Consider the following 25,586-nt stretch of genomic DNA (forward strand, 5'->3'; position numbering starts at 1 on the left):
CCCCCCGGCCCCGGAATCAGGGGCCGCACTCCATGGCATCCCCGCTCTCCCCGCCCGTGAACCCCGTCCGCACCACCAGCTACTGCCGGTACCCGCTCAGGAACCGCCCGATCCGCCCGATCGCCGCCTCCAGATCCTGTGCGTGAGGCAGCGTCAGGATGCGGAAGTGGTCCGGGGTCGGCCAGTTGAAGCCGGTGCCCTGGACGACCTGGATCTTCTCCTGCAACAACAGGTCCAGGACGAACTTCTCGTCGTCGTGGATCTTGTGGACCTTGGGGTCGAGACGCGGGAAGGCGTACAGCGAGCCCTTCGGCTTCACACACGAGACGCCGGGGATCTCGTTGAGCTTCTCCCAGGCCACGGTGCGCTGTTCGTACAGGCGTCCGCCGGGCGCGGTCAGGTCGTGGATGGACTGGCGGCCGCCCAGCGCGGCCTGGATGGCGTACTGCGCCGGCGCGTTGGCGCACAGCCGCATGGAGGCCAGCATGGTCAGGCCCTCGAGGTAGCTCTTGGCGTGCTGCTTGGGGCCGGTGATCACCAGCCAGCCCGAGCGGAAGCCGGCCACCCGGTACGTCTTCGACAGACCGCAGAAGGTCAGCACGACCAGATCGGGGGCGAGGGCGGCGACGGAGTGGTGCACGGCGTCGTCGTACAGGATCTGGTCGTAGATCTCGTCGGCGAAGACCATCAGGCCGTGCCGGCGGGCGAGGTCGAGGATGCCCTCGATGATCTCCTTCGGGTAGACCGCGCCGGTGGGGTTGTTCGGGTTGATGATGACCACGGCCTTGGTGCGGTCCGTGATCTTCGACGCCATGTCGTCCAGGTCCGGGTACCAGTCGGCCTGTTCGTCGCAGAGGTAGTGGACCGCCTTGCCGCCCGCGAGGGTCGTCACCGCCGTCCAGAGGGGGAAGTCGGGGGCGGGGATGAGGATTTCGTCGCCGTCCTCGACCAGCGCCTGTACGGCCATCGAGATCAGTTCGGAAATGCCGTTGCCGAGGAAGACGTCGTCGACGTCGACCTCCAGGCCCAGGGTCTGGTAGCGCTGGGCGACCGCGCGGCGAGCGGAGAGGATGCCTCGGGAGTCGGTGTAGCCGTGCGCCTGCGGGAGCATCCGGATCATGTCCTGGAGGATCTCCTCCGGCGCCTCGAAGCCGAACAGCGCGGGGTTTCCGGTGTTGAGGCGCAGCACGCTGTGGCCCGCCTCCTCCAGTGCGTCGGCGTGCTCGATCACCGGGCCGCGGATCTCGTAACAGACCTCGCTGAGCTTGCTCGACTGCCGGAACTCCATGCGCTGCCGCCTCTCCGGGTTCGGGTGTTGCTTGGTTTTACCAAGTGGGAGCTTGGAAAGTCCAACAACTTGTCTAGACTGCGTCGCATGTCACCTCGCCGAAGCTACGACCAGTACTGTTCCGCGGCCCGCGCCCTCGACGTGGTGGGCGACCGATGGACGCTGCTGATCGTCCGGGAACTGCTGTCGGGGCCGCGCCGTTACACGGACCTGCACGCCGACCTGCCGGGCGTGAGCACGGACGTACTCGCCTCACGGCTGAAGGACATGGAGCGCGACGGACTGACCACCCGGCGCCGGCTCCCGCCGCCCGGAGCGGCCTTCGTCTACGAACTCACCGCCCGCGGACGCGAGTTGCTGCCGGTGCTCCAAGCCCTCGGCACCTGGGGCGGCCCGGATCTCGGCGCCCGACGGCCCACCGACGCGGTACGCGCGCACTGGTTCGCGCTGCCCCTGCTGCGCGCGCTTGAGGGGGAGGGGCTCGTCGAAGTGCGCCTGGAGGAGGGGGACTTCCATGTGTACGTCGGCGCCCAGGACGGTCCCGCGTACGGCGAGGGGCCGGCCCCCCGTGAGCCCGACGTCCGGCTGGTCCTGAACTCGGATACCTGGGTGGCCGTCGGCCGGGGCGAGTTGAGCCTGGCGGACGCGGTCCGCGACGGCCGGGTAGAGGTCACCGGGGACGGCACGATCGCCAAGGGGCTACGGGAGGCGTGAACGGAGAGGGCCCGCCGGAGGGGGCCTTCTCGGCGGGTCGTCAGGTGTCGGGCGGGCGCCTGGGGAGGTCGTCCGGGCCTGGTCGAGGTGGCCGGGGACGGCGCGGTCGCCGGGGCGTTGCAGGAGGCGTGAACGGAGAAGGCCCGCCGGAGCGGGCCTTCTCGACGAGCCGTCAGGCGCCCGGCGGTATCCGGGAGGGCCGCCCCGATCCGCGGGTCAGCGTGTACCCGCCGACCCCGGCCAGCGCGGCGAGCGCGCCGCCGATCGCGGTCCACACCCACCGGTCGGACCACCAGCCGGAGGACCAGCCGTCCTCGGGCTCGATGGCGGACAGCACGGCGGAGGAGTCCTTCGAGCCGTCGTCCTCCGCCTTGGACTTGACCGCGATGCCCGGCACCAGCGGCTCCGCCAGCGAACCGTCCACCGCGGCCGAGCCGCCGATGTCCTTGGAGCCGACCCGGACCTCGGTGCCGACCGGGAGACCCAGGTCGGCCGTGGTGAGACCGACGGCCGTCAGCCGGACGTAGTACGTGCCCGGCAACGGGTCGTTGGCCCAGGTCTCCGACCAGGCGCGGACCGTGCGCAGGGTGCAGGCCAGCGCCACCGAGGGGGTGTCCGCGGCGGCGGTGCGCGTCTGCGCGCCGTACTGGCAGGACTGGCGGCGCCGCAGACCGTCGTACACGTCGATCTGCCACGTCTGGGCGGCGTGGGCCTCGGGCAGTTTCACCGTCGCCTCGACGGTGGGCCGCTGGCCGGCGTCCGCGGGGAACGACCAGTACAGGTAGTCACCCGCGGAGCCGCTCGCCGTGGCCGTCGTACCCTGCTCGATTTCCGTCGCCGTACGGAAGGACGTGCCCGCCTGGGTGGGCGCGTCGCTGTCCGCCGAGGCCGAATCCGACGGTGTCGGCGAGGAGTCGGCCGCGGCCGGCGCGACGGCCAGCCCGAGCATCAGCAGGGAAGCGCTCAACGCGCGTGTGATCCGCATCAGTTGGTCCTCCAGACCGCGAGCCGCCAGCGCGACAGCCAACCCCACAGCAGACCGGCGACGAAGCCGACGAGGATCAGTGCGCCGAGCAGCCACCAGCCGCGCCCGAGGCCGAAGGAGGCCACGTCACTCGCCTGCGACGGCCCGTCCACGACATCGACGGTCAGCTCCAGCGGCAGACCCGGGGTGGTCTTCACCCCAGCGGCCGCCGAGAAGGAGTTGGTGACCTGGAGACAGACGGTCTCCGCAGCCGCGTCCTCGTCATCGGTGTCCGCCTTCGGGTAGCGAAGTCCCGTGGCGATCACATCCGTACGGCCGTTGCCGCCCGCCTCGCCGCGCACTATCTCGCGTCCGTGCACGGTGACCGCCCGCAGCAGCACCCCGTACGAGGGGTTCACGGCCCGGTCGGCTCCCACGCTCACCGAGGCCCGCAGCTCCTGGCCCGGGTCCACGTCCACCCGGTACCAGCGCTGCTGGGTGAACTCCTCACGGTCGGTGTACAGACCCGACTTCAGCGTGGGCGCCGTGGCGCAGGAACCGGCGCCCTCGGTGGCCACCGGTGTCACCACCGGGTCGGCGGCGCGGTCCACCAACTGGTTGACCTTGTCGGTGAGTTCGTCGGCGTGCTCGACCGAGGTGTAGGTACCGCCGGTCGCCTCCGCGATGCAGCTCAACTGCTGCCGCATCTTCGTGTTCGGGACCAGACCGAGGGTGTCGATGGTCAGCCCGATGCCCTTGGCGGCGATCTCGCGGGCCACCTCGCACGGGTCGAGCGGGGCGCAGGTGTCCTCGCCGTCGCTGATCAGCACGATCCGCTTGGAGGAGGCGCCGTCGGTGAAGTCGTCGGCGGACTTCAGCAGCGCGGGGCCGATCGGTGTCCAGCCGGTGGGGGACAGGGTCGCCACCTGCGTCTTGGCCTCGGTGCGGTCCAGCGTGCTGACCGGGTAGAGTTGTGCGGTGTCCTTGCAGCCCGTCTTCTGGTTGTCGCCCGGGTAGTTGGCGCCCAGGGTTCGGATGCCGAGCTGCACCTCCTCGGGCGTCGCGTCCAGCACCTCGTTGAAGGCCTGCTTCGCCGCCGCCATCCGGGTGCCGCCGTCGATGTCCGCCGTCCGCATCGAGCCGCTCACGTCGAGGACGAGATCGACCTGGGGTGCGGCCTGGCCGGTGGGTTCACCGGCGACCGCCGCGACCGGGAAGGCGATCCCCGCAGTCAGGGCGGCGAGCAGGGCGCACACTCCTGCCACCCGCCGTTTTCTTGTGATCATCGCCGGATCCTATTGATCAGGTGCGCCGGGCTCCAAAACGGCCGCTCAGAGAAGGGGGTTGGGCAGCTCCGTCCACTGGTCGCCCGGCGTCCCCGGCGACAGCCGCATCAAGGTCAACGCCTTCGCGGGCAGCGGCTGTTCGAGCAGCGCGGCCAGATCGGGGGTGCGCGGCAGCTGTCGTACGGCCGTCTCCAGCGCTCCTCGCAACGCCGTGGCCGAACCCGCCGTACCCGCGAGGGCTCCGGCCACCAGGGAGCCGAACAGCTTGCGCCGCAGGGCCGTCACGTCGTCCGTGACCAGCCGCCCGGACAGTGCGGGGAGCGGGATGCCGTGCCGTGCGAGCCTGGCCGGGCTGATCCGGATGTCGGCCAGGTCCCGGTAGACCAGGCGCACCGGTGCGCCCGACTCGGACAGGACGACGAGGAGGTTCTGGCCGTGTGCCTCCAGGGCGATGCCGAACTCCAGCAGGCGCAGTCCGACCGTGAGGGACAGCCGGGCGAACTCCGCCAGCCAGGCGGGGGACTGGGGCAGCCCGGTGGTGGCAAGGGCGGCCACCGGCAGGACCCGGTCCCCGTACAGCTGAGGGGACTCGCGCAACACGGCGGCCAAGTCGGGAGAGTTGGCCGTCACCGCACCCAGGGTGCGGGTGAAGTGCAGGAGGCCGTCCATGCGCTCCGCCACCGTCTCCGCGAACCGTGAGAGGGTCGCCGACATGCTGATCGAGTAGACGGAGATGTCCCGCACCGAGGATGTGAGCCGTGTGCTCAACGCGGTCTTGACGTGCGGTCCGTCGGTCAGGGCGAGGGTGCGCAGGGACATCAGCGGATGGGCGTCGACGCCTTCGGTGACGGGCCGCTTCAGCACATGCTCCGACTGCCACGGATGCACCGGCAGCAACAGCCGCTCCCCGTCCCGCAGATGCGACGGCCACGCGCCCGTCACCAGGCACTCGTCCGCCGGTACCGGCACCAACCCCAGCCGTACCAGCGGCCGGTGCTCGGGCCCGTAGGCCAGGTGCTCGGCCACCGAGAAGCCCGGCCGGGAACGGCAGTTGGGGTGATAGGGGTGCCCGTCGACCACCCGCTGCTCCCACTCCCAGTCGCGCACCGGCGACGCTTCCGGGCGGACGGGTTGTCCCGCCCTCGACAGCGCCAACGACGCGACGCTGTCGGCGAGTTCACCCGCGAAATCGGCACCGTGCGGTACGCCGAGCGCGGTCATCAGACGCGCCGGATCGTCGTGGGCGACCTCGTCGAGCCGCACGACGGTGGTGTGGGCGGCGGTCGCGAACGGGTCCGGGTGCGGGCCGTGCAGCCTGCGGCCGTCCGTGAGGCGCAGGGCGAGCCCCTCCCGGCCCGCCTCCCGGCCGGTGACCCAGGGCAGCGGCTCGTGCGCGAGCCCACGCCACAGCCGGGACAGCACGGCCGCGCGGGCGCCGGGCAGCTCGGCCGTGTACCGCGCCGCGAGGTCGGGGCGCAGGACGGCCAGCTCTTCGGCGAAGTCGGCCTCGGCGGCGGAGGGACGGTGCACGGGCGGGCTCCTCGGGTACGACCGGTGTCACGGTGGGGCGGTGAGGACAGACATACTGATCGTCATCGCCCCAGATGAACCGTAGAGAACGAGTGGATCGCGTGGACCTCCCGCCCCCGCCGGCCGGCATCGACGTCGCGCACCGCGCCGACGCGTACGCGGCCGCACCCCTGCTCAACTGCCTGTTGCGCGAGGTGGCCGAGCCGCTCCCGGAACCCGGCGAGCGCCCGGTGTACCGGCTCCCCGGCGGGAGACTGCTCAGGGTGCGCGGCGAGCGGCGGCCCGCCGAGCCCGAGGTGTACGCCGCGGGCGGCTGGCGGCGCATCGGTCACACCGAACTCGTGAAGCTCGTCGCCGAGGAACTGACCCGGCACACCGGCGTGTCCAACGACGAACTGCCCGCCGAGATGATCGACAGCCGGGACGCGGTGGCCGCCCTGCTCACGGCACGGGACCGGGTCGCGGCGCCCGGCGACCCGTATCTGCGCTCCGAGCAGTGCCTCGTCACCGGCCACCCGTACCACCCCGCTCCCAAAGCCCGCGGCGGCGGCCCCGTCGCCGCCTGGCTGCCGTACGCCCCCGAGGCCCATGCCCGTTTCCCGCTGGTCCTGCTCGGGCTGCGCGAGGACACCGTCGTCGAGGAGGGCGACACCTCGGCCCTCGACACGCTGGGCGAGGCGCCGCCCGGCTACCGGCTGCTGCCTGCCCATCCGTGGCAGCTGGACCTGGTGTCCTGCACGGAGGCATTGGAGGACGGCAGGCTCATCCGGCTCGGCACGACCGGGTTCGAGACCTGGCCGACGGCGGCGGTCCGCACGGTGTACGCGCCCACTCAGGATCTCTTCCTCAAGTTCAGTCTCGACGTCCGCATCACGAACGACATCCGCCGGCTCTGGCGCCACGACCTGCTCAAACTCCGCCGTACGGATGAAGCGGCAGCGCGAGCCTTCGCCGCGGGCCCCGGCTCGGCCGCCTGGTTGAGCGACCGCGGCTTCCGCACCGCCGACTTCGCCTTCGAGGAACTCGCCGTCCTGGTCCGCGACGGCCTGCACGAGCATGTGCGTCCCGGGGCGACCCCGCTGCTCGCCGCGGCCCTGGTGGAGGGCTTCGAGGGCAGCCCGCTCGACGGCACCGCGGATCCGGCGGCCTGGTGGGAGGCCTATCTGGGCGTGGTCGTCCCGCCCGCCCTCGCGGCCTTCGCCGACCACGGCGTCGTACTCGAGGCACATCTGCAGAACACCCTGGTCGCCGTGGACGCCGACGGCACGCCCGTGCAGGCGCTGTTCCGGGACGCCGAGGGCGTGAAGCTGCTGACGGACGTCCCGCGCGCGGCCGGCTGGGAGCGGCTGGTGTACTGCCTGGTCGTGAACCATCTGTGCGAGATCGCCGCGGCCCTCGCCGAACGCCACCCCGGCTTCGCCCCCTGGCCCGCCGCCCGCCGCGAACTGGCCCGCCACGACCTCCCGGAAGCCGCCGCCCTGCTCACCGCGCCCGCCCTCCCCGGCAAGACCAACCTGCTGCTGCGCTGGACGGGCGCGGACGGCGCGGACGCCCGCTACCTGCCGCTGCCGAATCCGCTGGCCGGGTGAGCCCGTCCGGACGAGACCGGCCGGGTGAGCACTGACATACCCTGGCCGGTGTGCTGCGCGACGTGACTGCTGTTCGATACGTGACCCCGCTGAGGTCCGGGGGCTCCGTCCCCGGCGTCTTCGAGGCCGACGACCTGGGCACCTACGTCGTGAAGTTCACCGGTTCCGCGCAGGGCCGCAAGGCGCTGGTCGCCGAAGTGATCGTCGGTGAGCTGGCGCGGGCGCTGGGGCTGCGCTTTCCCGAGCTGGTCCTCGTGCACTTCGACCCGCGGATCGCCGACAGCGAGCCGCACCAGGAGGTACGCGAGCTCCACAGCGCCAGCGCGGGCCTCAACCTCGGCATGGACTATCTGCCGGGCGCCCGTGACTTCACGCCCGAGGTGGCCAGGACGTTCCCGGTCGACCCGGTGGAGGCCGGCCGTATCGTCTGGCTCGACGCGCTCACCGTGAACGTCGACCGTACGGTCCACAGCTCCAACCTGATGATCTGGCCGACGCTCGGCATCGCACCCCCGCGACTGTGGCTGATCGACCACGGTGCGGCCCTCGTCTTCCACCACCGCTGGGAGGGCACGGACCCGTCGAAGGCCTACGACTTCCGCCATCACGCCCTCGGCCACTACGGCCCGGACGTCCACGCCGCCGACGCGGAACTGGCGCCCAAGGTCACTCTCGACGTCCTGCACGAGGTCACGGCGGCTGTCCCCGACGCCTGGCTCACCGGCTTCGCGACCCCGGACGAGGCACGCGAGGCCTATGTGGCGTACCTCCACGCGCGCGTGCGGGCCTCCGCGGCATGGCTGCCCACCGACTTTCCCACCCGGGAGGAACTCGCCGCCGAGGAGGCTCTCCGCGCGGCGAAGACACAGGAAGGCCGGCCCAACTGGCTGAAGCGGGTGCCCGACCTGCACGGCAAACCGGCCGCGGAACAGGATTGGTCGGTGCACCTCGGATGACGGAGCTTCCCTCGGACCCCCGGCGGGTCGAGATCGAGTACTGCACCCAGTGCCGCTGGCTGCCGCGCGCGGCCTGGCTGGCACAGGAACTGCTCACGACCTTCGAGACCGAGCTGACGGAACTGGCCCTGAAGCCCGGCAAGGGCGGGATCTTCGTCGTCCGGGTCGGCGACGAGGTCGTCTGGGACCGCCGCGAGCAGGGTTTCCCGGAGCCCACGGCGGTCAAGCAGGCCGTACGCGACCGAGTGGCCCCGGGGAAGTCCCTGGGCCACTCGGACAAGGCCTCGCAGGAGGATGTCAGCCCTTGAGCTGCTCGTACGCCGGCAGGGTGAGGAAGTCCGCGTAGTTCTCGTCCAGCGAGACCTCCAGCAGCAGGTCATGGGCCTGCTGCCAGTGACCGGCGGCGAACGCCTCCGCGCCCAGCTCGGCGCGGATGTTCGCGAGCTCCTCGGCGGCGACCTCGCGGGCCAGCTCCGGCGTGGCCTTCACGGTGTTTCCCGCGTGCTCGAACTCGACGCCCGCGTTGATCCACTGCCAGATCTGCGAGCGGGAGATCTCGGCGGTGGCCGCGTCCTCCATGAGGTTGAAGATGGCGACCGCGCCGAGCCCGCGCAGCCAGGCCTCGATGTAACGGATACCGACCTGGACGGCGTTCACGAGGCCGTCGTAGGTCGGCCTGGCCTCAAGCGAGTCGATCGCGATGAGGTCGGCCGCCTCGACGTGGACGTCCTCGCGCAGCCGGTCCTTCTGGTTCGGCTTGTCGCCGAGGACCTTGTCGAAGCACTCCATGGCGATCGGGACCAGGTCGGGGTGGGCGACCCAGGAGCCGTCGAAGCCGTCGCCTGCCTCGCGGTCCTTGTCGGCGCGGACCTTCTCGAAGGCCACCTTGTTGACCTCGGCGTCCCGGCGGGACGGGATGAAGGCCGCCATGCCGCCGATCGCGTGCGCGCCGCGCTTGTGGCAGGTGCGGACGAGGAGTTCGGTGTACGCGCGCATGAACGGGGCCGTCATCGTGACCGCGTTGCGGTCCGGCAGGACGAACTTCGTTCCGCCGTCACGGAAGTTCTTGACGATGGAGAACAGGTAGTCCCAGCGGCCGGCGTTCAACCCCGAGGCGTGGTCGCGGAGTTCGTAGAGGATCTCCTCCATCTCGTACGCCGCCGTGATCGTCTCGATCAGCACGGTCGCGCGGACGGTGCCCTGCGGGATGCCGGTGTACTCCTGCGCGAAGACGAACACGTCGTTCCAGAGGCGGGCCTCCAGGTGCGACTCCGTCTTCGGGAGATAGAAGTACGGGCCCTTGCCGAGGTCCAGAAGACGCTGGGCGTTGTGGAAGAAGTACAGGCCGAAGTCGACGAGTGCGCCCGGGACCTGGGCGCCGTTCGCGTCGACCAGGTGGCGTTCGTTCAGGTGCCAGCCGCGCGGGCGCATGACGACCGTGGCGAGCTCCTCGTCGGCCTTGAGCGCGTACGACTTGCCGGACCCCTCATCCGTGAAGTCGATGTTCCGGGTGTACGCGTCGGCCAGATTGACCTGCCCGAGGACGACGTTCTCCCAGGTCGGCGCCGAGGCGTCCTCGAAGTCCGCGAGCCACACCCGGGCGCCGGAGTTCAGGGCGTTGATGGTCATCTTGCGGTCGGTGGGGCCGGTGATCTCGACCCTGCGGTCGTCCAGGGCCGCGGGGGAGGGGGCCACCTTCCAGGAGTCGTCCGCGCGGATCGCGGCGGTCTCCGGGAGGAAGTCGAGCGTGGAGGTGCGGGCGATCTCGGCGCGCCGCTCGGCGCGGCGGGCGAGGAGCTCGTCACGCCGTGGCGTGAACCGGCGGTGCAGCTCGGCCACGAAGGCGAGGGCCGCCTCGGTGAGGACCTCCTCCTGCCGCGGCAGCGGCTCGGCGTCGACGATGGCCAGCGGGGACGGCGCTGGTGCGGACATGAGCTGTCACTTCCTTCAGCGGTGGCACCGGGTGCCAGTCGAACCGGGTACGCGAGCGGCGCCCTGCACGGGAGGAGGACGCTTCTGAGCAGTGGATACTAGTTTCCTCATCGTGGAAGTTCAATGGTTTGTTGATGTCGAGATTCTCCGAGTCGAGCCAATGTGGCGCTCAGTGCCAGTGTGCTCACTCAAGGTGTGTCAGGTCGGCTGCCGTGTCGATGTCGTACGGCTCGGCCACGTCCGCGCACTCGACGAACGTGATGGCGTCCTCGTGCTCCTTCAGGTAGGCGCGTGCCCCCCGGTCCCCGGTCGCAGTCGCGGTGATCCCGGCCCAGTGCGCGGCGCCGAGGAGGACGGGATGGCCGCGTACCCCCTCGTAGGCGGCCGAGACGAGCGAGGCCTCGCCCTCGTACGCGGCGAGCACCCGGCGCACCGCCTCCGCCCCGATGCCGGGCTGGTCGACGAGCGAGACCAGCGCGGCCCGCGCTGCCGTTCCGGTGAGCGAGTCCAGCCCGGCCCGCAGCGACGACCCCATGCCCTCGGCCCACTCCGGGTTCTCCACGAGCACGCAGTCACCGAGCTCCGCCCGCTCCCGTACGGCCGCCGCGGCGGCCCCCAGGACCACGTGCACGCGGGTGCAGCCGGCCGCGCGCAGGACACCGACCGCGTGTTCGACGAGCGGGCGGCCCCGGTGTTCGAGCAGCGCCTTGGGCCGCCCGCCGAGCCGTCGTCCGCCACCCGCGGCCAGGAGCAGTCCGGCGACCTGCTGTTCGTTCTCCGTCATGCGTCCTGCATACCTGACGTGCCGGGGTGTGCCGGGTTTCCACGGGCTGAATTTCGGTCCGTACGGTGGCGCGCGGCGCCCTGCGTGGCGTTTACTGACCCGCGTCCCTCGGGGCCTGACCAACGCCGACGGGGCTTCACGGTGCTGGGGCGTACGAAGGTGTGCGAGGGGGAGAGCTGTGTTGCGGAGCTTGGGACAGAGGCCAGTGACCGGCAGCGACAACGATCCGAGAGTGGCGGAACTGCGGACCGCGGTGTCCCGGTTGCGCCGCGAACTCGCCGCGCACCCGGCCGAGTTCCCCGATCGGGGCATCGCCGAGGACGAACTCGCCGCGCTGGCCGCCATGGCGATCCACGGAACGCCCGAAATCCCGCGCCTGCGACGGTCGTTGCTGCTGATCGCGGGGGCGATCGGATCGGTGAGCGCGTTGTCGCGGGGACTGACCGACGTACGCAACGCGGTGGAGTTGTTCAGGGAGCCGCGGCACTAGTCGGTGGAGGCCCCTGCGCGCTGCGGCTCGGACGCCCCACGGACGGCGGGAGCCCGGACCTCGAGGACGCACGGCAGCGTCGCGATCCGCTCACCCTGGCCCGCGGCCTCGACGGTCAGGCCCCTCGCCGGTCAGCGCGCCGAGCGTGCTCCGTGCCGGGCCCTCACGCCGGGTTCTGGCTGGCCAGCGCCTGTGACAGTTCCGAGGCGACCTGCTGGAGCACCGGGACGATCTTCTCCGTGGCAACCTCCGTGACTCGCCCCGCCGGTCCGGAGATCGAAATGGCGGCAGCCGTGGGGGAGTTGGGCACCGAGACCGCGAGGCAGCGGACGCCGATCTCCTGCTCGTTGTCGTCGACCGCGTAGCCCTGGCCGCGCACTTCCTTGAGGGCCGCGAGGAAACCGTCCGGCGTGGTGATCGTCTTCTCCGTCGCGGCCGGCATGCCGGTCCTGGCGAGCAGGGCGCGGACCTCGTCGTCGGGGGTGTGGGCGAGCAGGGCCTTGCCGACGCCCGTGGAGTGCGGCAGGACGCGCCGGCCGACCTCGGTGAACATCCGCATCGAGTGCTTCGACGGCACCTGCGCGACGTAGACGATCTCGTCCCCGTCGAGCAGCGCCATGTTGGCCGTCTCGCCGGTCTCCTCGACCAGACGGGCGAGGTAGGGGCGGGCCCATGTGCCGAGCAGCCGGGAGGCCGACTCGCCGAGGCGGATCAGGCGCGGGCCGAGGGCGTAGCGCCGGTTGGCCTGCTGGCGGACGTATCCGCAGGAGACGAGTGTCCGCATCAGGCGGTGGATGGTGGGCAACGGCAGCCCGCTGCTCGCGGACAGTTCGCTCAGTCCGACTTCTCCGCCCGCGTCCGCCATCCGCTCCAGCAGATCGAAGGCGCGCTCGAGGGACTGGACCCCGCCGCCGGCGGACTTGGCGGAGTCGGTGGTGCTGGCGCTGGACGTCGGCACGGCGCGTTCCTTTCGGAGCTGCCTTTCGGGTCTGGGCAGGAGGGCAGAAGCCTACCCGGCAGTCGGTTGACTACCTGCTGGTGCATAGCTACGTTCTGCTTGCTGGAATTCTAATTCCGCTTTGTGGAAACGTCCAGAGCGCTGGCGCAGGGTGCGCTGTGGGGAAGTGTGCCCTTGACGGCGCTCGACCGGGAGTGAAGACTCCTTCAACAGAAAGTTGAATTCCGTTACGCGGAAGTTAACGGCGGCAGAGAGGGGTCCGGGTGTCCGACACTGAACTGGTGCTGCGCTCCACGCGCGTCATCACGCCCGAGGGGACGCGGGCCGCGTCGGTCGCGGTCGCCGACGGGAGGATCACGGCCGTGCTGCCGTACGAGGCTCCCGTCCCAGGGGACGCCCGCCTGGAGGACCTCGGCGACGACGTCCTGCTGCCCGGCCTCGTCGACACCCATGTGCACGTCAACGACCCCGGCCGCACCGAGTGGGAGGGCTTCTGGACCGCCACGCGCGCGGCGGCGGCCGGCGGCATCACCACCCTCGTCGACATGCCGCTCAACTCCCTCCCGCCCACGACGACGGTCGACCATCTCCGTACCAAGCAGGAGGTCGCCGCCGACAAGGCCCACATCGACGTCGGCTTCTGGGGCGGCGCGGTGCCCGACAACGTCAAGGACCTGCGTCCGCTGCACGAGTCGGGTGTCTTCGGCTTCAAGGCGTTCCTGTCCCCGTCCGGCGTGGACGAGTTCCCGCATCTCGACCAGGACGGGCTCGCAAGGTCGCTGGCCGAGATCGCCTCCTTCGGCGGCCTGCTGATCGTGCACGCCGAGGACCCGCACCACCTGGAGGCCGCCCCGCAGCAGGCCGGTCCGAGGTACGCGGACTTTCTGGCGTCCCGTCCGCGCGACGCCGAGGACACGGCGATCGCCCAGCTCATCGCCCAGGCGAAGCGGCTCGACGCGCGCGTGCACGTGCTTCACCTGTCGTCGTCCGACGCCCTGCCGCTGATCGCCCGGGCCAAGGCGGAGGGCGTCCGCGTCACGGTCGAGACCTGCCCGCACTACCTCACCCTCACCGCCGAGGAAGTGCCGGACGGCGCCAGCGAGTTCAAGTGCTGCCCGCCCATCCGTGAGTCCGCCAACCAGGACCTGCTGTGGCAGGCGCTGGCCGACGGCACCATCGACTGCGTGGTCACCGACCACTCGCCGTCCACGGCCGACCTGAAGACGGACGACTTCGCCACCGCGTGGGGCGGCATCTCGGGCCTTCAGCTGAGCCTGGCGGCGGTCTGGACGGAGGCCCGGCGGCGCGGTCACTCGCTGGAGGACGTCGTGCGCTGGATGTCCGAGCGGACGTCCCAACTGGTCGGCCTGGACCGCAAGGGCGCCATCGAGGCCGGCCGCGACGCCGACTTCGCGGTCCTCGCGCCCGACGAGACCTTCACCGTGGACCCGGCGGCCCTCCAGCACCGCAACCGGGTCACGGCCTACGCGGGCAAGACCCTGTACGGCGTCGTGAAGTCGACCTGGCTGCGCGGCGAACGCATCGTGGCGGACGGCGAGTTCACGTCTCCCAAGGGTCAACTTCTCACCCGCAAGCCCTGATCCACCCGCACCGGCCCACTCCAGAGAGGCACATGTACGTGACGGCGATTCCCAGCTTCACCGGCGACGCGAAACCGTACGGCGGCGGTGACCCGTACGCGGACTACCGCACCGCCGACTTCCCCTTCACCCAGTACGCCGACCTCGCCGCACGGACGCTCGGCGCCGGAGTCATCGCCGCCAACGACGAGTTCTTCGCCCAGCGCGAGAACCTGCTGATGCCCGGGCGGGCCGAGTTCGACCCCGAGCACTTCGGGCACAAGGGCAAGATCATGGACGGCTGGGAGACGCGGCGCCGCCGGGGCGCCTCGACCGAACACCCCTGGCCGACGGCGGAGGACCACGACTGGGCGCTGGTACGCCTGGGCGCGCCCGGCGTGATCCGGGGGATCGTGGTCGACACGGCGCACTTCCGCGGCAACTACCCGCAGGCGGTGTCGGTCGAAGGCGCGTCCGTGCCAGGCTCCCCGTCGCCGGAGGAGCTGCTGGGCGACGACGTGAAGTGGACGACGCTCGTTCCGCGGACGCCGGTCGGCGGCCATGCGGCGAACGGCTTCTCCGTGTCGCTGGAACAGCGCTTCACGCACCTGCGGGTCAACCAGCACCCCGACGGAGGCATCGCCCGCCTGCGCGTGTACGGCGAGGTCGTCCCGGACCCCGCGTGGCTGGAGATCCTCGGCACCTTCGACGTGGTCGCCCTGGAGAACGGCGGCCGCGCGGAGGACGCGTCCAACCTCTTCTACTCCCCGGCGTCGAACACCATCCAGCCGGGGCGCTCCCGCAAGATGGACGACGGCTGGGAGACCCGCCGCCGCCGTGACCAGGGAAACGACTGGATCCGCTACCGGCTGGTGGCCCAGTCCCAGATCCGCGCGATCGAGATCGACACGGCGTATCTGAAGGGGAACAGCGCGGGCTGGGCATCGGTGTCGGTCCGCGACGGCGAGGACGGCGACTGGCAGGAGATCCTCCCGCGCACGCGCCTCCAGCCCGACACGAACCACCGCTTCGTGCTCCCGACGCCGACGGTGGGCACGCACGCGCGCGTGGACATCTTCCCGGACGGGGGTATCTCGCGGCTGCGGCTGTTCGGCTCGCTGACGGAGAGCGGCGCGGCGGCGCTGTCGGCGAGGCACCAGGAGCTGGGCGGCTGAGGCGGATGCCCCGGTGGGAACGCCCCGGGGCACGCGGCGGCGGGTGGCCCCAGCGACGCCCGCCGCGCCGCCTCCGCCCCCCGAGCGTGGCCGTACACCGCCGGGGGCCCGCGGTGGGCCCCCCCGGGGGCGCACGGGTAGGGGCGGCGGGGCGAGAAGAAGAGGCGGCTACCTCACGCCGCGTGTCCCCCGTCCACGGAGAACTCCGCACCGGTGACGTACGCGGCGTCCGCCAGATACGCCACCATCGACGCCACTTCCTCCGCCGTCCCGAACCGCCCCACCGCGGTCATCGCGGCCTGCCCCGCCGCGAACGGCCCGTCCGCCGGGTTCATGTCGGTGTCCGTAGGCCCGGGATGCACGATGTTCGCGGTGATTCCCCGTGGCCCCAGCTCCCGCGCGAGGGCCTTCGTCAGCCCGGTCAGCGCCGACTTGCTCGTCGCGTACAGGGTCCCGCCGGGACCCGGCACCCGCTGGGTCATACAGCTGCCGATCGTGATGATCCGCCCCCCGTCCCGCATCCGCGCGGCCGCCGCCTGAGAGGCCAGAAACACCCCGCGCACGTTGACGGCCAGCACCCGGTCGACCTCCGCGAGGGACAGCTCGCCCAGCGGACCGAGCACCCCCACGCCGGCGTTGTTCACCAGCACATCCAGCCCACCGAGCGCCTCCGCCGTACGGAGAACCGCCCCCGCCGCCTCCTCCGCGTCCGCGGAGTCCGCGCGCAGGGCGACGGCCCGCCGCCCCAGCGCCTCGACCCGCCGTACGACGTCCGATGCCGTCTCCTTGCCGTCCACGTACGTGACGGCCACATCCGCGCCCTCCCGCGCCAGCCGCACCGCCGTGGCCGCCCCGATCCCCCGGCTGCCCCCGGTGACGAGCGCGACCTTGCCGTTCAGAGTTCCGTAAGTCGTTGTCATGACGTCCATCCCACCGGCCCGGACCCGGGAACGCTGGCGGCGCTCGGACACCGACCTCAGCCATGACGACCTACGTAGAGGAGTCAGTAATTCTGCCGACGCGTCCAGGGCTGTGGCTCGAGACCATGGATCATCCTCATGTGAAGAAAAGGTGCACCCCATGAACCTGTCGGTCAGCGCGCGTCCCGCCGTACGAGGCGTTCTCGTCTCGGCCGGCGCGGCCCTGCTGCTCACCACCCTGGCAAGCTGCTCCGACGGCAAGGAGACCTTGGCGAGCTGGTCCGAGAAGGGCGGTCAGAAGCACATGACCGCCATAGCCAAGGACGTGACCACCCTGATTCAGGTGAGCGATCCGGTCGGCTCGGACCCCACCGTCGCTTCACAGTGCGGTCAGGTGCTCGACGACGTGAAGGCGGCCAGGGCCTACGGCGAACTGCCGGACGACATTGCCCAGACCTCCTGGAAAGAGGCGCTCGACCGGCTCGACACGGCCGCTTCGCACTGCGTGCGCAACGCCAAGGCCGGCAAGTCGGGAAGCAGCCTCACCGAAGCCATCGACGTCGAGAGCGCGTTCCACAGTTTCTCCCTACGGATCGAACAGCTCCGCAGCCAGTCCTGATCCATGCCGTGCCCCCGGCCATGGCCCGCGTGAAGGCTCCGGGTGGCAGGTTAACTCCCCGAAAACTCATCGGACTTGACGGGAAAATCTCCTCAGTTGTCATTGACATGCCACTGTCTACGCGCGTCATCATGAGGGCATGAGATTCCCCCCACGGATCACTCGTATCGGCGCCGCTGCCGCCGTCCTGTCCGCTCTCCTCGTCGGTGGCGCCGTCACCACCGCAACCCCGGCGGCCGCCGCGGTCGGCAGCATCTGTTACACCAAGCTGCCCTCCCAGGCGTACGACACCCTGGACCTGATCGAGCAGGGCGGCCCCTACCCCTACTCGCAGGACGACAGTGTCTTCCAGAACCGGGAAGGCGTCCTGCCGAGCCAGTCGACCGGCTACTACCACGAGTACACGGTGATCACGCCGGGTTCCTCCACGCGCGGGGCGCGCCGGATCGTCACCGGTCAGAAGACCCGGGAGGACTACTACACGGCGGACCACTACGCCACGTTCAACCTGGTCAACTACGGCTGCTGAGCCCCACCCGGCAGCCCGGAGAACGGCGCGTCCAGCCGGAGGTCCGGTCCGTGTTCAGCCGGACCCCCGGCTCTCGGCGGCGGCGAACAGCGCGAACGCCAGCACGATCAGGGCGACGCTCGCGTAGATCTCGTAGCCGTCGAGGAGACCGATGCGCTGGACGAGGCCGATGTGCCAGTCGGTGAACTCGTGCAGCAGACCCGCCCCGCCCTGCACCAGGGCGAGAGAACCGAGCAGTTCCAGCAGTTGCTTCATGGATGGACCCTCGCCCCGCGGACCCCCCACGGACATCGGCCGCGGGGCGAGCCTCCTCGCGCGAAAGCATCGGAACCGCCGAGCCGCCGACGACGAAAGTCTGCGGTGCCGCGACTTTGGTCGCGGATGCCGTCCACGGACGGGTGCTGCGGGCCCGCGCTGCGTAGATTTGTCGACCGTGAGCGGTGACAAGACGGTTCCCGAACCTCCGGCCTTCCCCGGCCGACGCTGGTTGCTGCCGTCCGCGGTGATCCACGAGTTCGACCCGTCCGCCGCCCGGTCCGGACGGCGGCCACGGCGTACCGCGCGCGACTGGATCGTCGACTTCTCCTGTTTCCTTCTGGCCGTCCTGATCGGCATGATCGCCGCGGACTCGGTGGGCAACAACCCCCATGTGTCGCACACGGCGGCCACCCTCGACCAGCTGATCGGCGCGCTCGCCTGCGCCGTCGTGTGGCTGCGCCGCCGCTGGCCGCTCGGCCTCGCCCTGGCCACGATCCCACTCGGGGTGCTCTCGGACACCGCAGGCGGCGCCTGCATGATCGCCGTCTTCACCCTCGCCGTGCACCGCCCCTTCCGGTACGTCGCCTGGGTGGCCGGCATCAACATCGCCATGGTCCCGCTCACCTTCCGGCTGCGGCCCGACGCGGACCTGCCGTACCTCGTCTCGGTCGTCCTCACCGTGGTCCTGGTCGCCGCGGTCGTCGGCTGGGGCCTGCTCGTGCGGGCCAAACGGCAGCTCATGTTCAGCCTGCGTGACCGCGCCCGGCGCGCCGAGACCGAGGCGCGGCTGCGGGCCGAGCAGGCGCAGCGGCTCGCCCGTGAGTCCATCGCGCGCGAGATGCACGACGTCCTCGCGCACCGGCTGACGCTGCTGAGCGTCCACGCGGGTGCCCTGGAGTTCCGGCCGGACGCGCCCCAGGAGGAGGTCGCGCGGGCGGCCGGCGTCATCCGGGAAAGCGCGCACGAGGCGCTCCAGGACCTCAGGGAGATCATCGGGGTGCTGCGGGCGGCGGACCACGACGACACCGGCCGGCCCCAGCCGACCCTCGCGGCGCTGGACACACTGGTCGCCGAGTCCCGCGAGGCCGGCATGAAGGTCATCCTCGACACTCGCGTGGCCGACCCCGCCGCCGTGCCCGCGTCCGTGGGCCGCACCGCCTACCGCATCGCCCAGGAGAGCCTCACCAACGCCCGCAAGCACGCCCCCGGCACGGAGGTCACGGTCACCGTCACCGGCGGCCCGGGCGAGGGCCTCGCCGTGACCGTGCGGAACCCCGCGCCCGAGGGCGAGGTGCCGCACGTCCCCGGCTCGGGACAGGGCCTGATCGGCCTCACCGAGCGCGCCACGCTCGCCGGCGGCCGGCTGGAGTACGGGGCGGAGCCGGACGGGGCGTTCGGGGTGGGGGCGTGGCTGCCGTGGGGGTGAAGCGGCAGGGACGTTCCCTGGTGTCGTCGGCAGGGCAACTCGCCCGGCCACAAGGGTGATTGCGCCCTGCCTCCGCGTGATTACGTAGGCCCATGACTGTGATCAGAGTGCTCCTCGTCGACGACGACCCCCTCGTGCGGGCCGGTCTGTCCCTCATGCTGGGCGGCGCCGAGGACATCGAGATCGTCGGAGAGGCGGCGGACGGCACCGAGGTCGAGGCGGCCGTGGACCGGACCCGCCCCGACGTCGTCCTCATGGACATCAGAATGCCGTCGGTGGACGGCCTCACGGCCACGGAACGGCTGCGCGGCCGCCCCGACGCCCCCCAGGTCGTCGTCCTGACCACCTTCCACGCCGACGAGCAGGTCCTGCGCGCCCTGCGCGCGGGCGCCGCCGGTTTCGTCCTCAAGGACACTCCGCCCGCCGAGATCCTCGCCGCCGTACGCCGGGTCGCGGCCGGCGACCCCGTCCTGTCGCCCACCGTCACCCGCCAGCTGATGGAGCACGCGGTCGGCTCCGCCGCCGACACCCGACGGGCACGCGCGCGTGAGCGCGTCGCCGCCCTCAACGACCGGGAACGCGAGGTCGCCGTCGCCGTCGGACAGGGTCTGTCCAACGCCGAGATCGCCGCCGCCCTCTACATGAGCGTCGCCACGGTCAAGACCCACGTCTCCCGCGTGCTGGCCAAGCTCGACCTCAACAACCGGGTGCAGATCGCGTTGTTGGCGTACGACGCGGGACTGCTGGAGCAGTCCGCGGAATCCGAGCCGGACGGGCACTAGGCGCGGGTGCCGGGCGTTGAAGGTGTGAAGGGGGAGTCCATGACCGAAGCAGTGATCGACCTCGGGGAGTACGGCGACGCGTTCCGTGCCGACCCGCACCCCGTGTACGCCGAGTTGCGCGGCCTCGGCCCGGTGCACCGGGTGCGACCGCCCGGCTCCGACGCCGGCTACTCGACCTGGCTCGTCGTCGGGCACGAGGAGGCGCGCGCGGCGCTCGCCGACCCGAGGCTGTCCAAGGACGGCCGCAGGATCGGCATGGTGTTCGACGACGAGGCGCTGATCGGCCGCCATCTGCTCAGCAGCGACCCGCCCGAGCACACCCGGCTGCGCGGCCTCGTCTCCCGAGCCTTCACCATGCGCAGGGTGGAGCAACTGCGGCCCAGGATCGAGGAGATCATCGACGACCTCCTCAACTCCATGCTGCCGCACGGCCGCGCGGACCTGGTGCAGTCCCTCGCCTACCCGCTGCCGATCACCGTCATCTGCGAGCTCCTCGGCGTACCCGAGATGGACCGCACGGAGTTCCGGAAGCTGTCCACGGAGGTCGTGGCACCGACCAGCGCGGAGAGTTCGTACGACGCCGTCCTGCGCCTCGGTGAGTATCTGTCGGAGCTCATCGAGGACAAGCGGTGCGCCGGACCGAGCGACGACCTGCTCGGCGACCTCATCCGCACCACCGCCGAGGACGGCGACCGGCTCTCCCCGTCGGAACTGCGCGGTATGGCCTTCCTGCTGCTGATCGCGGGCCACGAGACCACGGTCAACCTCATCACCAACGGCGTGCACGCCCTGCTCGCCCATCCGGACCAACTCGCCGCCCTGCGCGCCGACATGAGCCTCATCGACGGCGCGGTCGAGGAGACGCTGCGCTACGAGGGCCCGGTGGAGAACGCGACTTTCCGGTACGCCGCCGAGCCCCTGGAGATAGCGGGACGGGCCATAGCCAAGGGCGACCCGGTGATGATCTGCCTGGGCGCGGCCGACCGCGACGACTCCCGCTATCCGGCGCCGGACCGCTTCGACATCCGCCGCGACCCGCGCGGCCACCTCGCTTTCGGCCACGGCATCCACTACTGCCTCGGCGCCCCGCTGGCCCGCCTGGAGGCGCGCACGGCGATCCGGACCCTGCTGGACCGCGCCCCGGCCCTCGCCCTGGACGGGCCCACGGGGGAGTGGCTGCCGGGAATGCTGATCAGGGGAGTGCGGAGCCTGCCGGTGCGGTGGTAGGGCTCGGCGGGTTCGGCCGGTACGACCTCGGCTGGGACGGGAGGGGCTCGGTTGGGTTCGCGCGGGGACCTGGCAGGGCGGGCTGAGGTCGGCGCCGTGCGACGGGGCGAGGTCGGCTGGGCGTGACGGGGACGGGGTGGGTGGGCGCGACGGGGACGGGTGTGCCTGACGCGGTAGGGCGGGCGTGGCGCGGTAGGTCGGGCGGGCGTGACGGGGCGAGTGTGACGAGGACGGGCGGGCGGTGGGTGACCGTTCAGGACCTGGGACGTGACGGCGTGAGGTTGGCGTGCCGTGGCGAGGTGACGTCGGCTGGGCCGCTGGGGCACGACGGGGTCACCCCGGCTGGGCCGGTGAGGCCAGGTCGGCCGACCGTGACGGGTTCAGAACGCGGCCGCGCTCGCACCGCCCGGGATCTCCGCCAGCCGCACGGCCCTGCGCTCCCGCCGGGACACCTCGCACGCCTCGGCGACCCGTAGCGCCTGCAACGCCTCGCGCCCGTCGCAGGGGTTCGCCCGCTCGCCCCGGACCACCTCGATGAACGCGGCCAGCTCGGCCTCGTAGGCCGGACCGAAGCGTTCCAGGAACCCCGTCCACGGCTTGTCCGCCGCGGGCGGTCCCGTGGGCTCGGTGGACGCGATGGGCGTACGGTCGTCCAGGCCCACCACGACCTGGTCCAGCTCCCCGGCGAGCTCCATGCGCACGTCGTACCCGGCCCCGTTGAGCCGTGTCGCCGTGGCCGTCGCGAGGGTTCCGTCGTCGAGGGTGAGCAGTGCCGCCGCGGTGTCGACGTCCCCCGCGGCGCGGAACATCGGCGGACCGGCGTCGGACCCGGCCGCGTACACGTCGACGATCTCGTGCCCGGTCACCCAGCGCAGGACGTCGAAGTCGTGGATCAGGGTGTCCCGGTACAGCCCGCCGGACAGCGGCAGCCACTCGACCGGGGGCGGTGCCTGGTCGGAGGTCAGCGCCCGCACGGTGTGCAGCCGTCCGAGCCGTCCCGAGCGCACCGCTTCGCGCGCGCCCACGTAGCCCGCGTCGAAGCGGCGCTGGAAGCCCATCTGGAGAATCGTCCCGGCGGTCTCCACCTCGGCGATGGCGTGCAGCGTGCCGGGCAGGTCGAGTGCGATGGGCTTCTCGCAGAACACCGGCAGTCCCGAGCGCGCCGCCCGGCCGATCAGCTCGGCATGGGCCGAGGTCGCCGTGGTGATCACCACGGCGTCCACGCCCCACTTGAAGATCTCGTCGACCCCAGGGGCCGCGGTCTCCCCGAGGCGGTGCGCGAGCTCCTGGGCCCGTGCCCCGTCCGCGTCCGTGAGGATTAAGGAACCGACCTCCCGATGGCGGCTGAGCGTGTTCGCATGAATGGTGCCGATGCGGCCCGTCCCTATGACCCCGATGCGCATGTGAACAAAGTGTGGTCGGGAACCCCCTGCTGTCAATCTGTATGTCCGGACAATCTGACTACACGACTTCCCGTCAACAACGCACGGAGCTACGCTCGGGCCCGTGCCGAAACCAGGAGTGGACCCGACCGTGACGCTCGAGCTCAGTGTGGACCGCAGCAGCCCCGTGCCGTTGTACTTCCAGCTGTCCCAGCAGTTGGAGGCCGCGATCGAGCACGGAACGCTCACCCCCGGCAGCCTGCTGGGCAACGAGATCGAGCTCGCCGCCCGGCTCGGCCTGTCCCGGCCCACCGTGCGCCAGGCCATCCAGTCGCTCGTCGACAAGGGCCTGCTGGTGCGCCGCCGCGGAGTCGGCACCCAGGTCGTGCACAGCCAGGTCAAGCGCCCCCTGGAGCTCAGCAGCCTCTACGACGACCTGGAGGCGGCCGGTCAGCGCCCCGCGACCAGGGTCCTCGTCAACACGGTCGTCTCCGCCACCGCCGAGATCGCCGCGGCGCTCGGTGTCGCCGAGGGCAGCGACGTACACCGGGTGGAACGCCTGCGCATGGCCCACGGCGAGCCGATGGCCTACCTCTGCAACTACCTTCCCCCGGCCCTCCTCGACCTGGACACCGCCCAGCTGGAGGCCACCGGCCTGTACCGCATGATGCGCGCCGCGGGCATCACCCTGCACAGCGCCCGCCAGTCCATCGGCGCGCGAGCGGCCACGCAGACGGAGGCGGAACGCCTGGCCGAGGAGGCGGGCGCCCCTCTGCTCACCATGCAGCGCGTCACGTTCGACGACACGGGCAGAGCGGTCGAGTACGGCACACATACGTATCGGCCGACCCGTTACTCATTCGAATTCCAGCTCCTGGTGCGCCCCTGAAGAGGAACGGCGTGACCAGCCACGAACCACCCGCACCGCATGACCCGCGCGCTCCCCTTCGCTCCCCCGCACAGCACCCCTACACACGGTGAGGCAGAATCGGGGCCGATGAGCACCTACGGCAACTTCAGCGCCCCCATAGGCTCCCGCCGCGCCCCCGCCCTGCGGACCGTCGGCACGCGGGAACGCCGCTCACACCTGACCGCACCCCGCGTGCCGACGGTGGGCATCGACATCGGCGGCACCAAGGTCATGGCGGGTGTCGTCGACGCCGACGGCAACATCCTGGAGAAGGTCCGCACGGAGACCCCGGACAAGTCCAAGAGCCCCAAGGTCGTCGAGGACACCATCGTCGAACTGGTCCTGGACCTGTCCGACCGCCACGACGTGCACGCGGTCGGCATCGGCGCGGCCGGCTGGGTCGACGCCGACCGCAACCGTGTGCTGTTCGCCCCCCACCTGTCCTGGCGCAACGAGCCGCTGCGCGACCGCATCGCCGGCCGCCTCGCGGTCCCCGTCCTGGTGGACAACGACGCGAACACCGCCGCCTGGGCCGAGTGGCGCTTCGGGGCGGGACGTGGCGAGGACCACCTCGTCATGATCACGCTCGGCACCGGCATCGGCGGCGCGATCCTGGAGGACGGCCAGGTCAAGCGCGGCAAGTACGGTGTCGCCGGCGAGTTCGGTCACATGCAGGTCGTCCCCGGCGGCCACCGCTGCCCGTGCGGCAACCGCGGCTGCTGGGAGCAGTACAGCTCCGGCAACGCGCTGGTCAGGGAGGCCAGGGAGCTGGCCGCCGCGGACTCCCCGGTGGCGTACGGGATCATCGAGCACGTCAAGGGCAACATCGCCGACATCACCGGTCCGATGATCACCGAGCTGGCCCGCGACGGCGACGCGATGTGCATCGAGCTGCTCCAGGACATCGGCCAGTGGCTCGGCGTCGGCATCGCGAACCTCGCGGCCGCCCTGGACCCGTCCTGCTTCGTCATCGGCGGCGGCGTCAGCGCGGCCGACGACCTGCTGATCGGCCCCGCGCGGGACGCCTTCAAGCGCCAGCTCACCGGTCGCGGCTACCGCCCCGAGGCCCGGATCGCCCGCGCCCAGCTCGGCCCCGAGGCCGGCATGGTCGGCGCCGCCGACCTCGCCCGCTTGGTCGCCCGCCGCTTCCGCCGTGCCAACCGGCGCCGGGTGGAGCGGCACGAGCGATACGAACGGTACGTGGAGGCCCGCCGTACGTCCCGGGACACCGCATGACGGCATCCCTGCCACGCCAGACCTCGGCGCCCCCCGGCGGGCCGGAGCGGCCCACCGAGGACCGCCGTCACATGATCCGCCGCCGGACGATCACGCTGCTCATCATCGGTCTGCTCATCGGCGTCCCGGCCGGCTATCTGGTGATCTCCGCCAACCAGAGCCGCGACAGCGGCAAGGACAAGGAGGCGAAGTACTCGGCGACGGGCCTCACGCCCGACTGGCCGTCCAAGGTGCAGCGCCGCCTCTACCAGGTGCCGGTCCCGCACCCCGCGGACCTGGTCGCCTCCTACGAGACCAACAACTGGAAGACCAGTCGCCTCTACGTCCAGTTCCGGACGACCGACGCCGGTCTGGCCGCCTTCCTCACCGGCATGGGTGTCAGCCGCGCCGACCTGAAGAAGGGCGACATCTCCATCAGCGAACGCGACCAGAAGGTCAGCGGCTGGCGGTTCGACGGACCGCGCTCCTGGTGGGGGCTGACCCACTCCCAGAAGGACCCGGCGCCCAAGCAGGACGTCATGGTCAACCTGACCGTGCCGAACGCCCCGAAGGTGTACGTCGTCTCGCGCACGGTCCCCTGACCCGGCCGCCGGAGCCGATTGTCAGACCCCGCCCGTAGAGTCGAAGACGAGTGATCCGACATGCGGGCGGGAGGTGACAGGACGTATGAGCGACAGCGCCGTGGTGGCCGAGCGCACGGGCGAGCAGCGGGAGGCGGCCGTTCCCGTCCGGCTCGCGGCCGTCTTCCTGCCCGCACCACTTCCCCGTGAGGGGCGGATCGCCTTCTGGGATCCCGAGGGCGCGCCCCTGCCGGCCGAGCACCCCGAGGCCGACGCCGCGTCGCCCGAGCGCACCGAGCTCACTGTCGTACGACCGCACGGAGCCGGAGTCCGGCGTCGCACCGCCCCCGTCCTCTCGCTCCCGGTCGGTGCGGCCCTGCCGCTCCTCGTCTGGGCCCGGCGCGATCCCGCCGCCCATCCCGCCACGGCCTGCTGGGGCGCCGCCGCCCTGCACGCGCTGCGGCTGACCGCCCGCGGCCGCCTGCTGCCCG

General features: G+C 71.6%; 25 protein-coding genes and 1 pseudogene. 16 read left to right on the plus strand and 10 right to left on the minus strand.

What is annotated here, in order from left to right:
* Positions 1-79: 79 nt before the first annotated feature.
* Complete coding sequence (locus BFN33_RS32880) at positions 80-1,288, minus strand: pyridoxal phosphate-dependent aminotransferase (protein WP_069763812.1); 1,209 nt, start codon at positions 1,286-1,288, stop codon at positions 80-82.
* Between the two features lie 87 nt (positions 1,289-1,375).
* Between BFN33_RS32880 and BFN33_RS32885 the strand changes: the two genes are divergently transcribed.
* On the plus strand, positions 1,376-2,002 hold the full coding sequence (locus BFN33_RS32885) for a winged helix-turn-helix transcriptional regulator (RefSeq protein WP_069763813.1): 627 nt from the start codon (positions 1,376-1,378) through the stop codon (positions 2,000-2,002).
* 172 nt (positions 2,003-2,174) lie between these two features.
* On the opposite strand, the gene BFN33_RS32890 is transcribed toward BFN33_RS32885, so the two are convergent.
* Genes BFN33_RS32890 through BFN33_RS32900 form a run of 3 tightly spaced genes read right to left on the minus strand, consistent with a single transcriptional unit; the run spans position 2,175 to position 5,782 of the window.
* Positions 2,175-2,987 carry a hypothetical protein gene (locus BFN33_RS32890; protein ID WP_069763814.1) on the minus strand — a complete coding sequence of 271 codons (813 nt, stop codon included), beginning with the start codon at positions 2,985-2,987 and terminating at the stop codon, positions 2,175-2,177.
* Positions 2,987-4,252, minus strand: coding sequence for a VWA domain-containing protein (locus BFN33_RS32895; protein WP_069763815.1), 1,266 nt, complete (start codon positions 4,250-4,252; stop codon positions 2,987-2,989). Before BFN33_RS32895 ends, BFN33_RS32890 begins: the two co-directional genes overlap by 1 nt.
* Positions 4,253-4,297: 45 nt before the next feature.
* Positions 4,298-5,782 carry an IucA/IucC family protein gene (locus BFN33_RS32900; RefSeq protein ID WP_069763816.1) on the minus strand — a complete coding sequence of 495 codons (1,485 nt, stop codon included), beginning with the start codon at positions 5,780-5,782 and terminating at the stop codon, positions 4,298-4,300.
* A gap of 92 nt (positions 5,783-5,874) precedes the next feature.
* On the opposite strand from BFN33_RS32900, the gene BFN33_RS32905 reads away from it, so the two are divergent.
* Genes BFN33_RS32905 through BFN33_RS32915 form a run of 3 tightly spaced genes read left to right on the plus strand, consistent with a single transcriptional unit; the run spans position 5,875 to position 8,635 of the window.
* Entirely contained in the window at positions 5,875-7,371 is a 1,497-nt protein-coding gene (locus tag BFN33_RS32905; protein ID WP_069763817.1) for an IucA/IucC family protein, read from the plus strand.
* Between the two features lie 50 nt (positions 7,372-7,421).
* Positions 7,422-8,327, plus strand: coding sequence for a HipA family kinase (locus tag BFN33_RS32910; RefSeq protein ID WP_069763818.1), 906 nt, complete (start codon positions 7,422-7,424; stop codon positions 8,325-8,327).
* The gene (locus BFN33_RS32915; protein ID WP_069763819.1) at positions 8,324-8,635 is read left to right on the plus strand and encodes a SelT/SelW/SelH family protein; all 312 of its coding nucleotides are present in this window, start codon (positions 8,324-8,326) and stop codon (positions 8,633-8,635) included. The genes BFN33_RS32910 and BFN33_RS32915 overlap by 4 nt, the downstream gene beginning before the upstream one ends.
* On the opposite strand, the gene aceB is transcribed toward BFN33_RS32915, so the two are convergent.
* Complete coding sequence (gene aceB / locus BFN33_RS32920; RefSeq protein ID WP_069763820.1) at positions 8,625-10,259, minus strand: malate synthase A; 1,635 nt, start codon at positions 10,257-10,259, stop codon at positions 8,625-8,627. The genes BFN33_RS32915 and aceB overlap by 11 nt on opposite strands.
* A 184-nt stretch (positions 10,260-10,443) precedes the next feature.
* The gene (locus BFN33_RS32925) at positions 10,444-11,043 is read right to left on the minus strand and encodes an NTP transferase domain-containing protein (protein ID WP_069763821.1); all 600 of its coding nucleotides are present in this window, start codon (positions 11,041-11,043) and stop codon (positions 10,444-10,446) included.
* Positions 11,044-11,248: 205 nt separating this feature from the next.
* Between BFN33_RS32925 and BFN33_RS32930 the strand changes: the two genes are divergently transcribed.
* A complete protein-coding gene (locus BFN33_RS32930; protein WP_176742517.1) occupies positions 11,249-11,533 on the plus strand; it encodes a DUF5955 family protein in 285 nt (94 codons plus the stop codon).
* A gap of 163 nt (positions 11,534-11,696) precedes the next feature.
* Here the strand turns inward: BFN33_RS32930 and BFN33_RS32935 are convergent, their stop codons facing one another.
* Positions 11,697-12,491 (minus strand): IclR family transcriptional regulator, encoded by a 795-nt coding sequence (locus BFN33_RS32935; RefSeq protein WP_069763823.1) that lies wholly within the window; start codon positions 12,489-12,491, stop codon positions 11,697-11,699.
* A 263-nt stretch (positions 12,492-12,754) separates the two neighbouring features.
* Here BFN33_RS32935 and allB point away from each other — a divergent pair, with 263 nt between their 5' ends.
* Both allB and alc read left to right on the plus strand, forming a co-directional pair.
* Positions 12,755-14,092, plus strand: a complete 1,338-nt coding sequence (allB, locus tag BFN33_RS32940) for an allantoinase AllB (RefSeq protein ID WP_069763824.1) — start codon at positions 12,755-12,757, stop codon at positions 14,090-14,092.
* Between the two features lie 38 nt (positions 14,093-14,130).
* Positions 14,131-15,246, plus strand: a complete 1,116-nt coding sequence (gene alc / locus BFN33_RS32945; RefSeq protein WP_069763850.1) for an allantoicase — start codon at positions 14,131-14,133, stop codon at positions 15,244-15,246.
* Between the two features lie 173 nt (positions 15,247-15,419).
* Here the strand turns inward: alc and BFN33_RS32950 are convergent, their stop codons facing one another.
* Positions 15,420-16,175: an SDR family oxidoreductase gene (locus tag BFN33_RS32950; RefSeq protein WP_176742518.1), complete on the minus strand. Its 756-nt coding sequence runs from the start codon at positions 16,173-16,175 to the stop codon at positions 15,420-15,422.
* Between the two features lie 151 nt (positions 16,176-16,326).
* On the opposite strand from BFN33_RS32950, the gene BFN33_RS32955 reads away from it, so the two are divergent.
* Together BFN33_RS32955 and BFN33_RS32960 are read left to right on the plus strand one after the other, a co-directional pair.
* Positions 16,327-16,785: a hypothetical protein gene (locus BFN33_RS32955; protein ID WP_069763825.1), complete on the plus strand. Its 459-nt coding sequence runs from the start codon at positions 16,327-16,329 to the stop codon at positions 16,783-16,785.
* Positions 16,786-16,924: 139 nt separating this feature from the next.
* Positions 16,925-17,314: a ribonuclease domain-containing protein gene (locus BFN33_RS32960; protein ID WP_069763826.1), complete on the plus strand. Its 390-nt coding sequence runs from the start codon at positions 16,925-16,927 to the stop codon at positions 17,312-17,314.
* A gap of 54 nt (positions 17,315-17,368) precedes the next feature.
* On the opposite strand, the gene BFN33_RS32965 is transcribed toward BFN33_RS32960, so the two are convergent.
* Positions 17,369-17,569 carry a hypothetical protein gene (locus BFN33_RS32965; protein WP_069763827.1) on the minus strand — a complete coding sequence of 67 codons (201 nt, stop codon included), beginning with the start codon at positions 17,567-17,569 and terminating at the stop codon, positions 17,369-17,371.
* Between the two features lie 169 nt (positions 17,570-17,738).
* On the opposite strand from BFN33_RS32965, the gene BFN33_RS32970 reads away from it, so the two are divergent.
* The 3 genes from BFN33_RS32970 to BFN33_RS32980 all read left to right on the plus strand — a co-directional run bounded on the left by BFN33_RS32970 (position 17,739) and on the right by BFN33_RS32980 (position 21,007).
* On the plus strand, positions 17,739-18,998 hold the full coding sequence (locus BFN33_RS32970) for a sensor histidine kinase (RefSeq protein ID WP_069763828.1): 1,260 nt from the start codon (positions 17,739-17,741) through the stop codon (positions 18,996-18,998).
* A gap of 92 nt (positions 18,999-19,090) precedes the next feature.
* Positions 19,091-19,780: a response regulator transcription factor gene (locus BFN33_RS32975; protein ID WP_176742519.1), complete on the plus strand. Its 690-nt coding sequence runs from the start codon at positions 19,091-19,093 to the stop codon at positions 19,778-19,780.
* 39 nt (positions 19,781-19,819) lie between these two features.
* Positions 19,820-21,007, plus strand: a complete 1,188-nt coding sequence (locus tag BFN33_RS32980; protein WP_069763829.1) for a cytochrome P450 — start codon at positions 19,820-19,822, stop codon at positions 21,005-21,007.
* 380 nt (positions 21,008-21,387) lie between these two features.
* On the opposite strand, the gene BFN33_RS32985 is transcribed toward BFN33_RS32980, so the two are convergent.
* Positions 21,388-22,410, minus strand: coding sequence for a Gfo/Idh/MocA family oxidoreductase (locus BFN33_RS32985; protein WP_069763830.1), 1,023 nt, complete (start codon positions 22,408-22,410; stop codon positions 21,388-21,390).
* A 130-nt stretch (positions 22,411-22,540) separates the two neighbouring features.
* Between BFN33_RS32985 and BFN33_RS32990 the strand changes: the two genes are divergently transcribed.
* From BFN33_RS32990 to BFN33_RS33005, 4 genes and pseudogenes are all read left to right on the plus strand, one after another.
* The gene (locus tag BFN33_RS32990; protein WP_088245439.1) at positions 22,541-23,278 is read left to right on the plus strand and encodes a GntR family transcriptional regulator; all 738 of its coding nucleotides are present in this window, start codon (positions 22,541-22,543) and stop codon (positions 23,276-23,278) included.
* A gap of 108 nt (positions 23,279-23,386) precedes the next feature.
* A complete protein-coding gene (locus BFN33_RS32995; RefSeq protein ID WP_031051879.1) occupies positions 23,387-24,535 on the plus strand; it encodes an ROK family glucokinase in 1,149 nt (382 codons plus the stop codon).
* Entirely contained in the window at positions 24,532-25,116 is a 585-nt protein-coding gene (locus tag BFN33_RS33000) for a sugar kinase (protein ID WP_069763832.1), read from the plus strand. Before BFN33_RS32995 ends, BFN33_RS33000 begins: the two co-directional genes overlap by 4 nt.
* Before the next feature lie 85 nt (positions 25,117-25,201).
* A pseudogene (locus tag BFN33_RS33005) lies at positions 25,202-25,586 on the plus strand (ATP-dependent helicase); the annotation flags it as partial.

Source organism: Streptomyces sp. LUP47B (genome assembly GCF_001746295.1).
Taxonomy (GTDB): domain Bacteria; phylum Actinomycetota; class Actinomycetes; order Streptomycetales; family Streptomycetaceae; genus Streptomyces.

Bases quoted from the DNA above. Each gene is read 5' to 3' on its own strand.
- BFN33_RS32950 (WP_176742518.1), bottom strand. From the start codon at position 16,175: ATGGACGTCATGACAACGACTTACGGAACTCTGAACGGCAAGGTCGCG.
- BFN33_RS32965 (WP_069763827.1), bottom strand. From the start codon at position 17,569: ATGAAGCAACTGCTGGAACTGCTCGGTTCTCTCGCCCTGGTGCAGGGC.
- BFN33_RS32960 (WP_069763826.1), top strand. From the start codon at position 16,925: ATGAGATTCCCCCCACGGATCACTCGTATCGGCGCCGCTGCCGCCGTC.
- BFN33_RS32985 (WP_069763830.1), bottom strand. From the start codon at position 22,410: ATGCGCATCGGGGTCATAGGGACGGGCCGCATCGGCACCATTCATGCG.
- aceB (WP_069763820.1), bottom strand. From the start codon at position 10,259: ATGTCCGCACCAGCGCCGTCCCCGCTGGCCATCGTCGACGCCGAGCCG.
- BFN33_RS32995 (WP_031051879.1), top strand. From the start codon at position 23,387: ATGAGCACCTACGGCAACTTCAGCGCCCCCATAGGCTCCCGCCGCGCC.
- BFN33_RS32885 (WP_069763813.1), top strand. From the start codon at position 1,376: ATGTCACCTCGCCGAAGCTACGACCAGTACTGTTCCGCGGCCCGCGCC.
- BFN33_RS32895 (WP_069763815.1), bottom strand. From the start codon at position 4,252: ATGATCACAAGAAAACGGCGGGTGGCAGGAGTGTGCGCCCTGCTCGCC.
- BFN33_RS32980 (WP_069763829.1), top strand. From the start codon at position 19,820: ATGACCGAAGCAGTGATCGACCTCGGGGAGTACGGCGACGCGTTCCGT.
- BFN33_RS33000 (WP_069763832.1), top strand. From the start codon at position 24,532: ATGACGGCATCCCTGCCACGCCAGACCTCGGCGCCCCCCGGCGGGCCG.
- BFN33_RS32880 (WP_069763812.1), bottom strand. From the start codon at position 1,288: ATGGAGTTCCGGCAGTCGAGCAAGCTCAGCGAGGTCTGTTACGAGATC.
- BFN33_RS32925 (WP_069763821.1), bottom strand. From the start codon at position 11,043: ATGACGGAGAACGAACAGCAGGTCGCCGGACTGCTCCTGGCCGCGGGT.
- BFN33_RS32915 (WP_069763819.1), top strand. From the start codon at position 8,324: ATGACGGAGCTTCCCTCGGACCCCCGGCGGGTCGAGATCGAGTACTGC.
- BFN33_RS32975 (WP_176742519.1), top strand. From the start codon at position 19,091: ATGACTGTGATCAGAGTGCTCCTCGTCGACGACGACCCCCTCGTGCGG.
- BFN33_RS32955 (WP_069763825.1), top strand. From the start codon at position 16,327: ATGAACCTGTCGGTCAGCGCGCGTCCCGCCGTACGAGGCGTTCTCGTC.
- BFN33_RS32890 (WP_069763814.1), bottom strand. From the start codon at position 2,987: ATGCGGATCACACGCGCGTTGAGCGCTTCCCTGCTGATGCTCGGGCTG.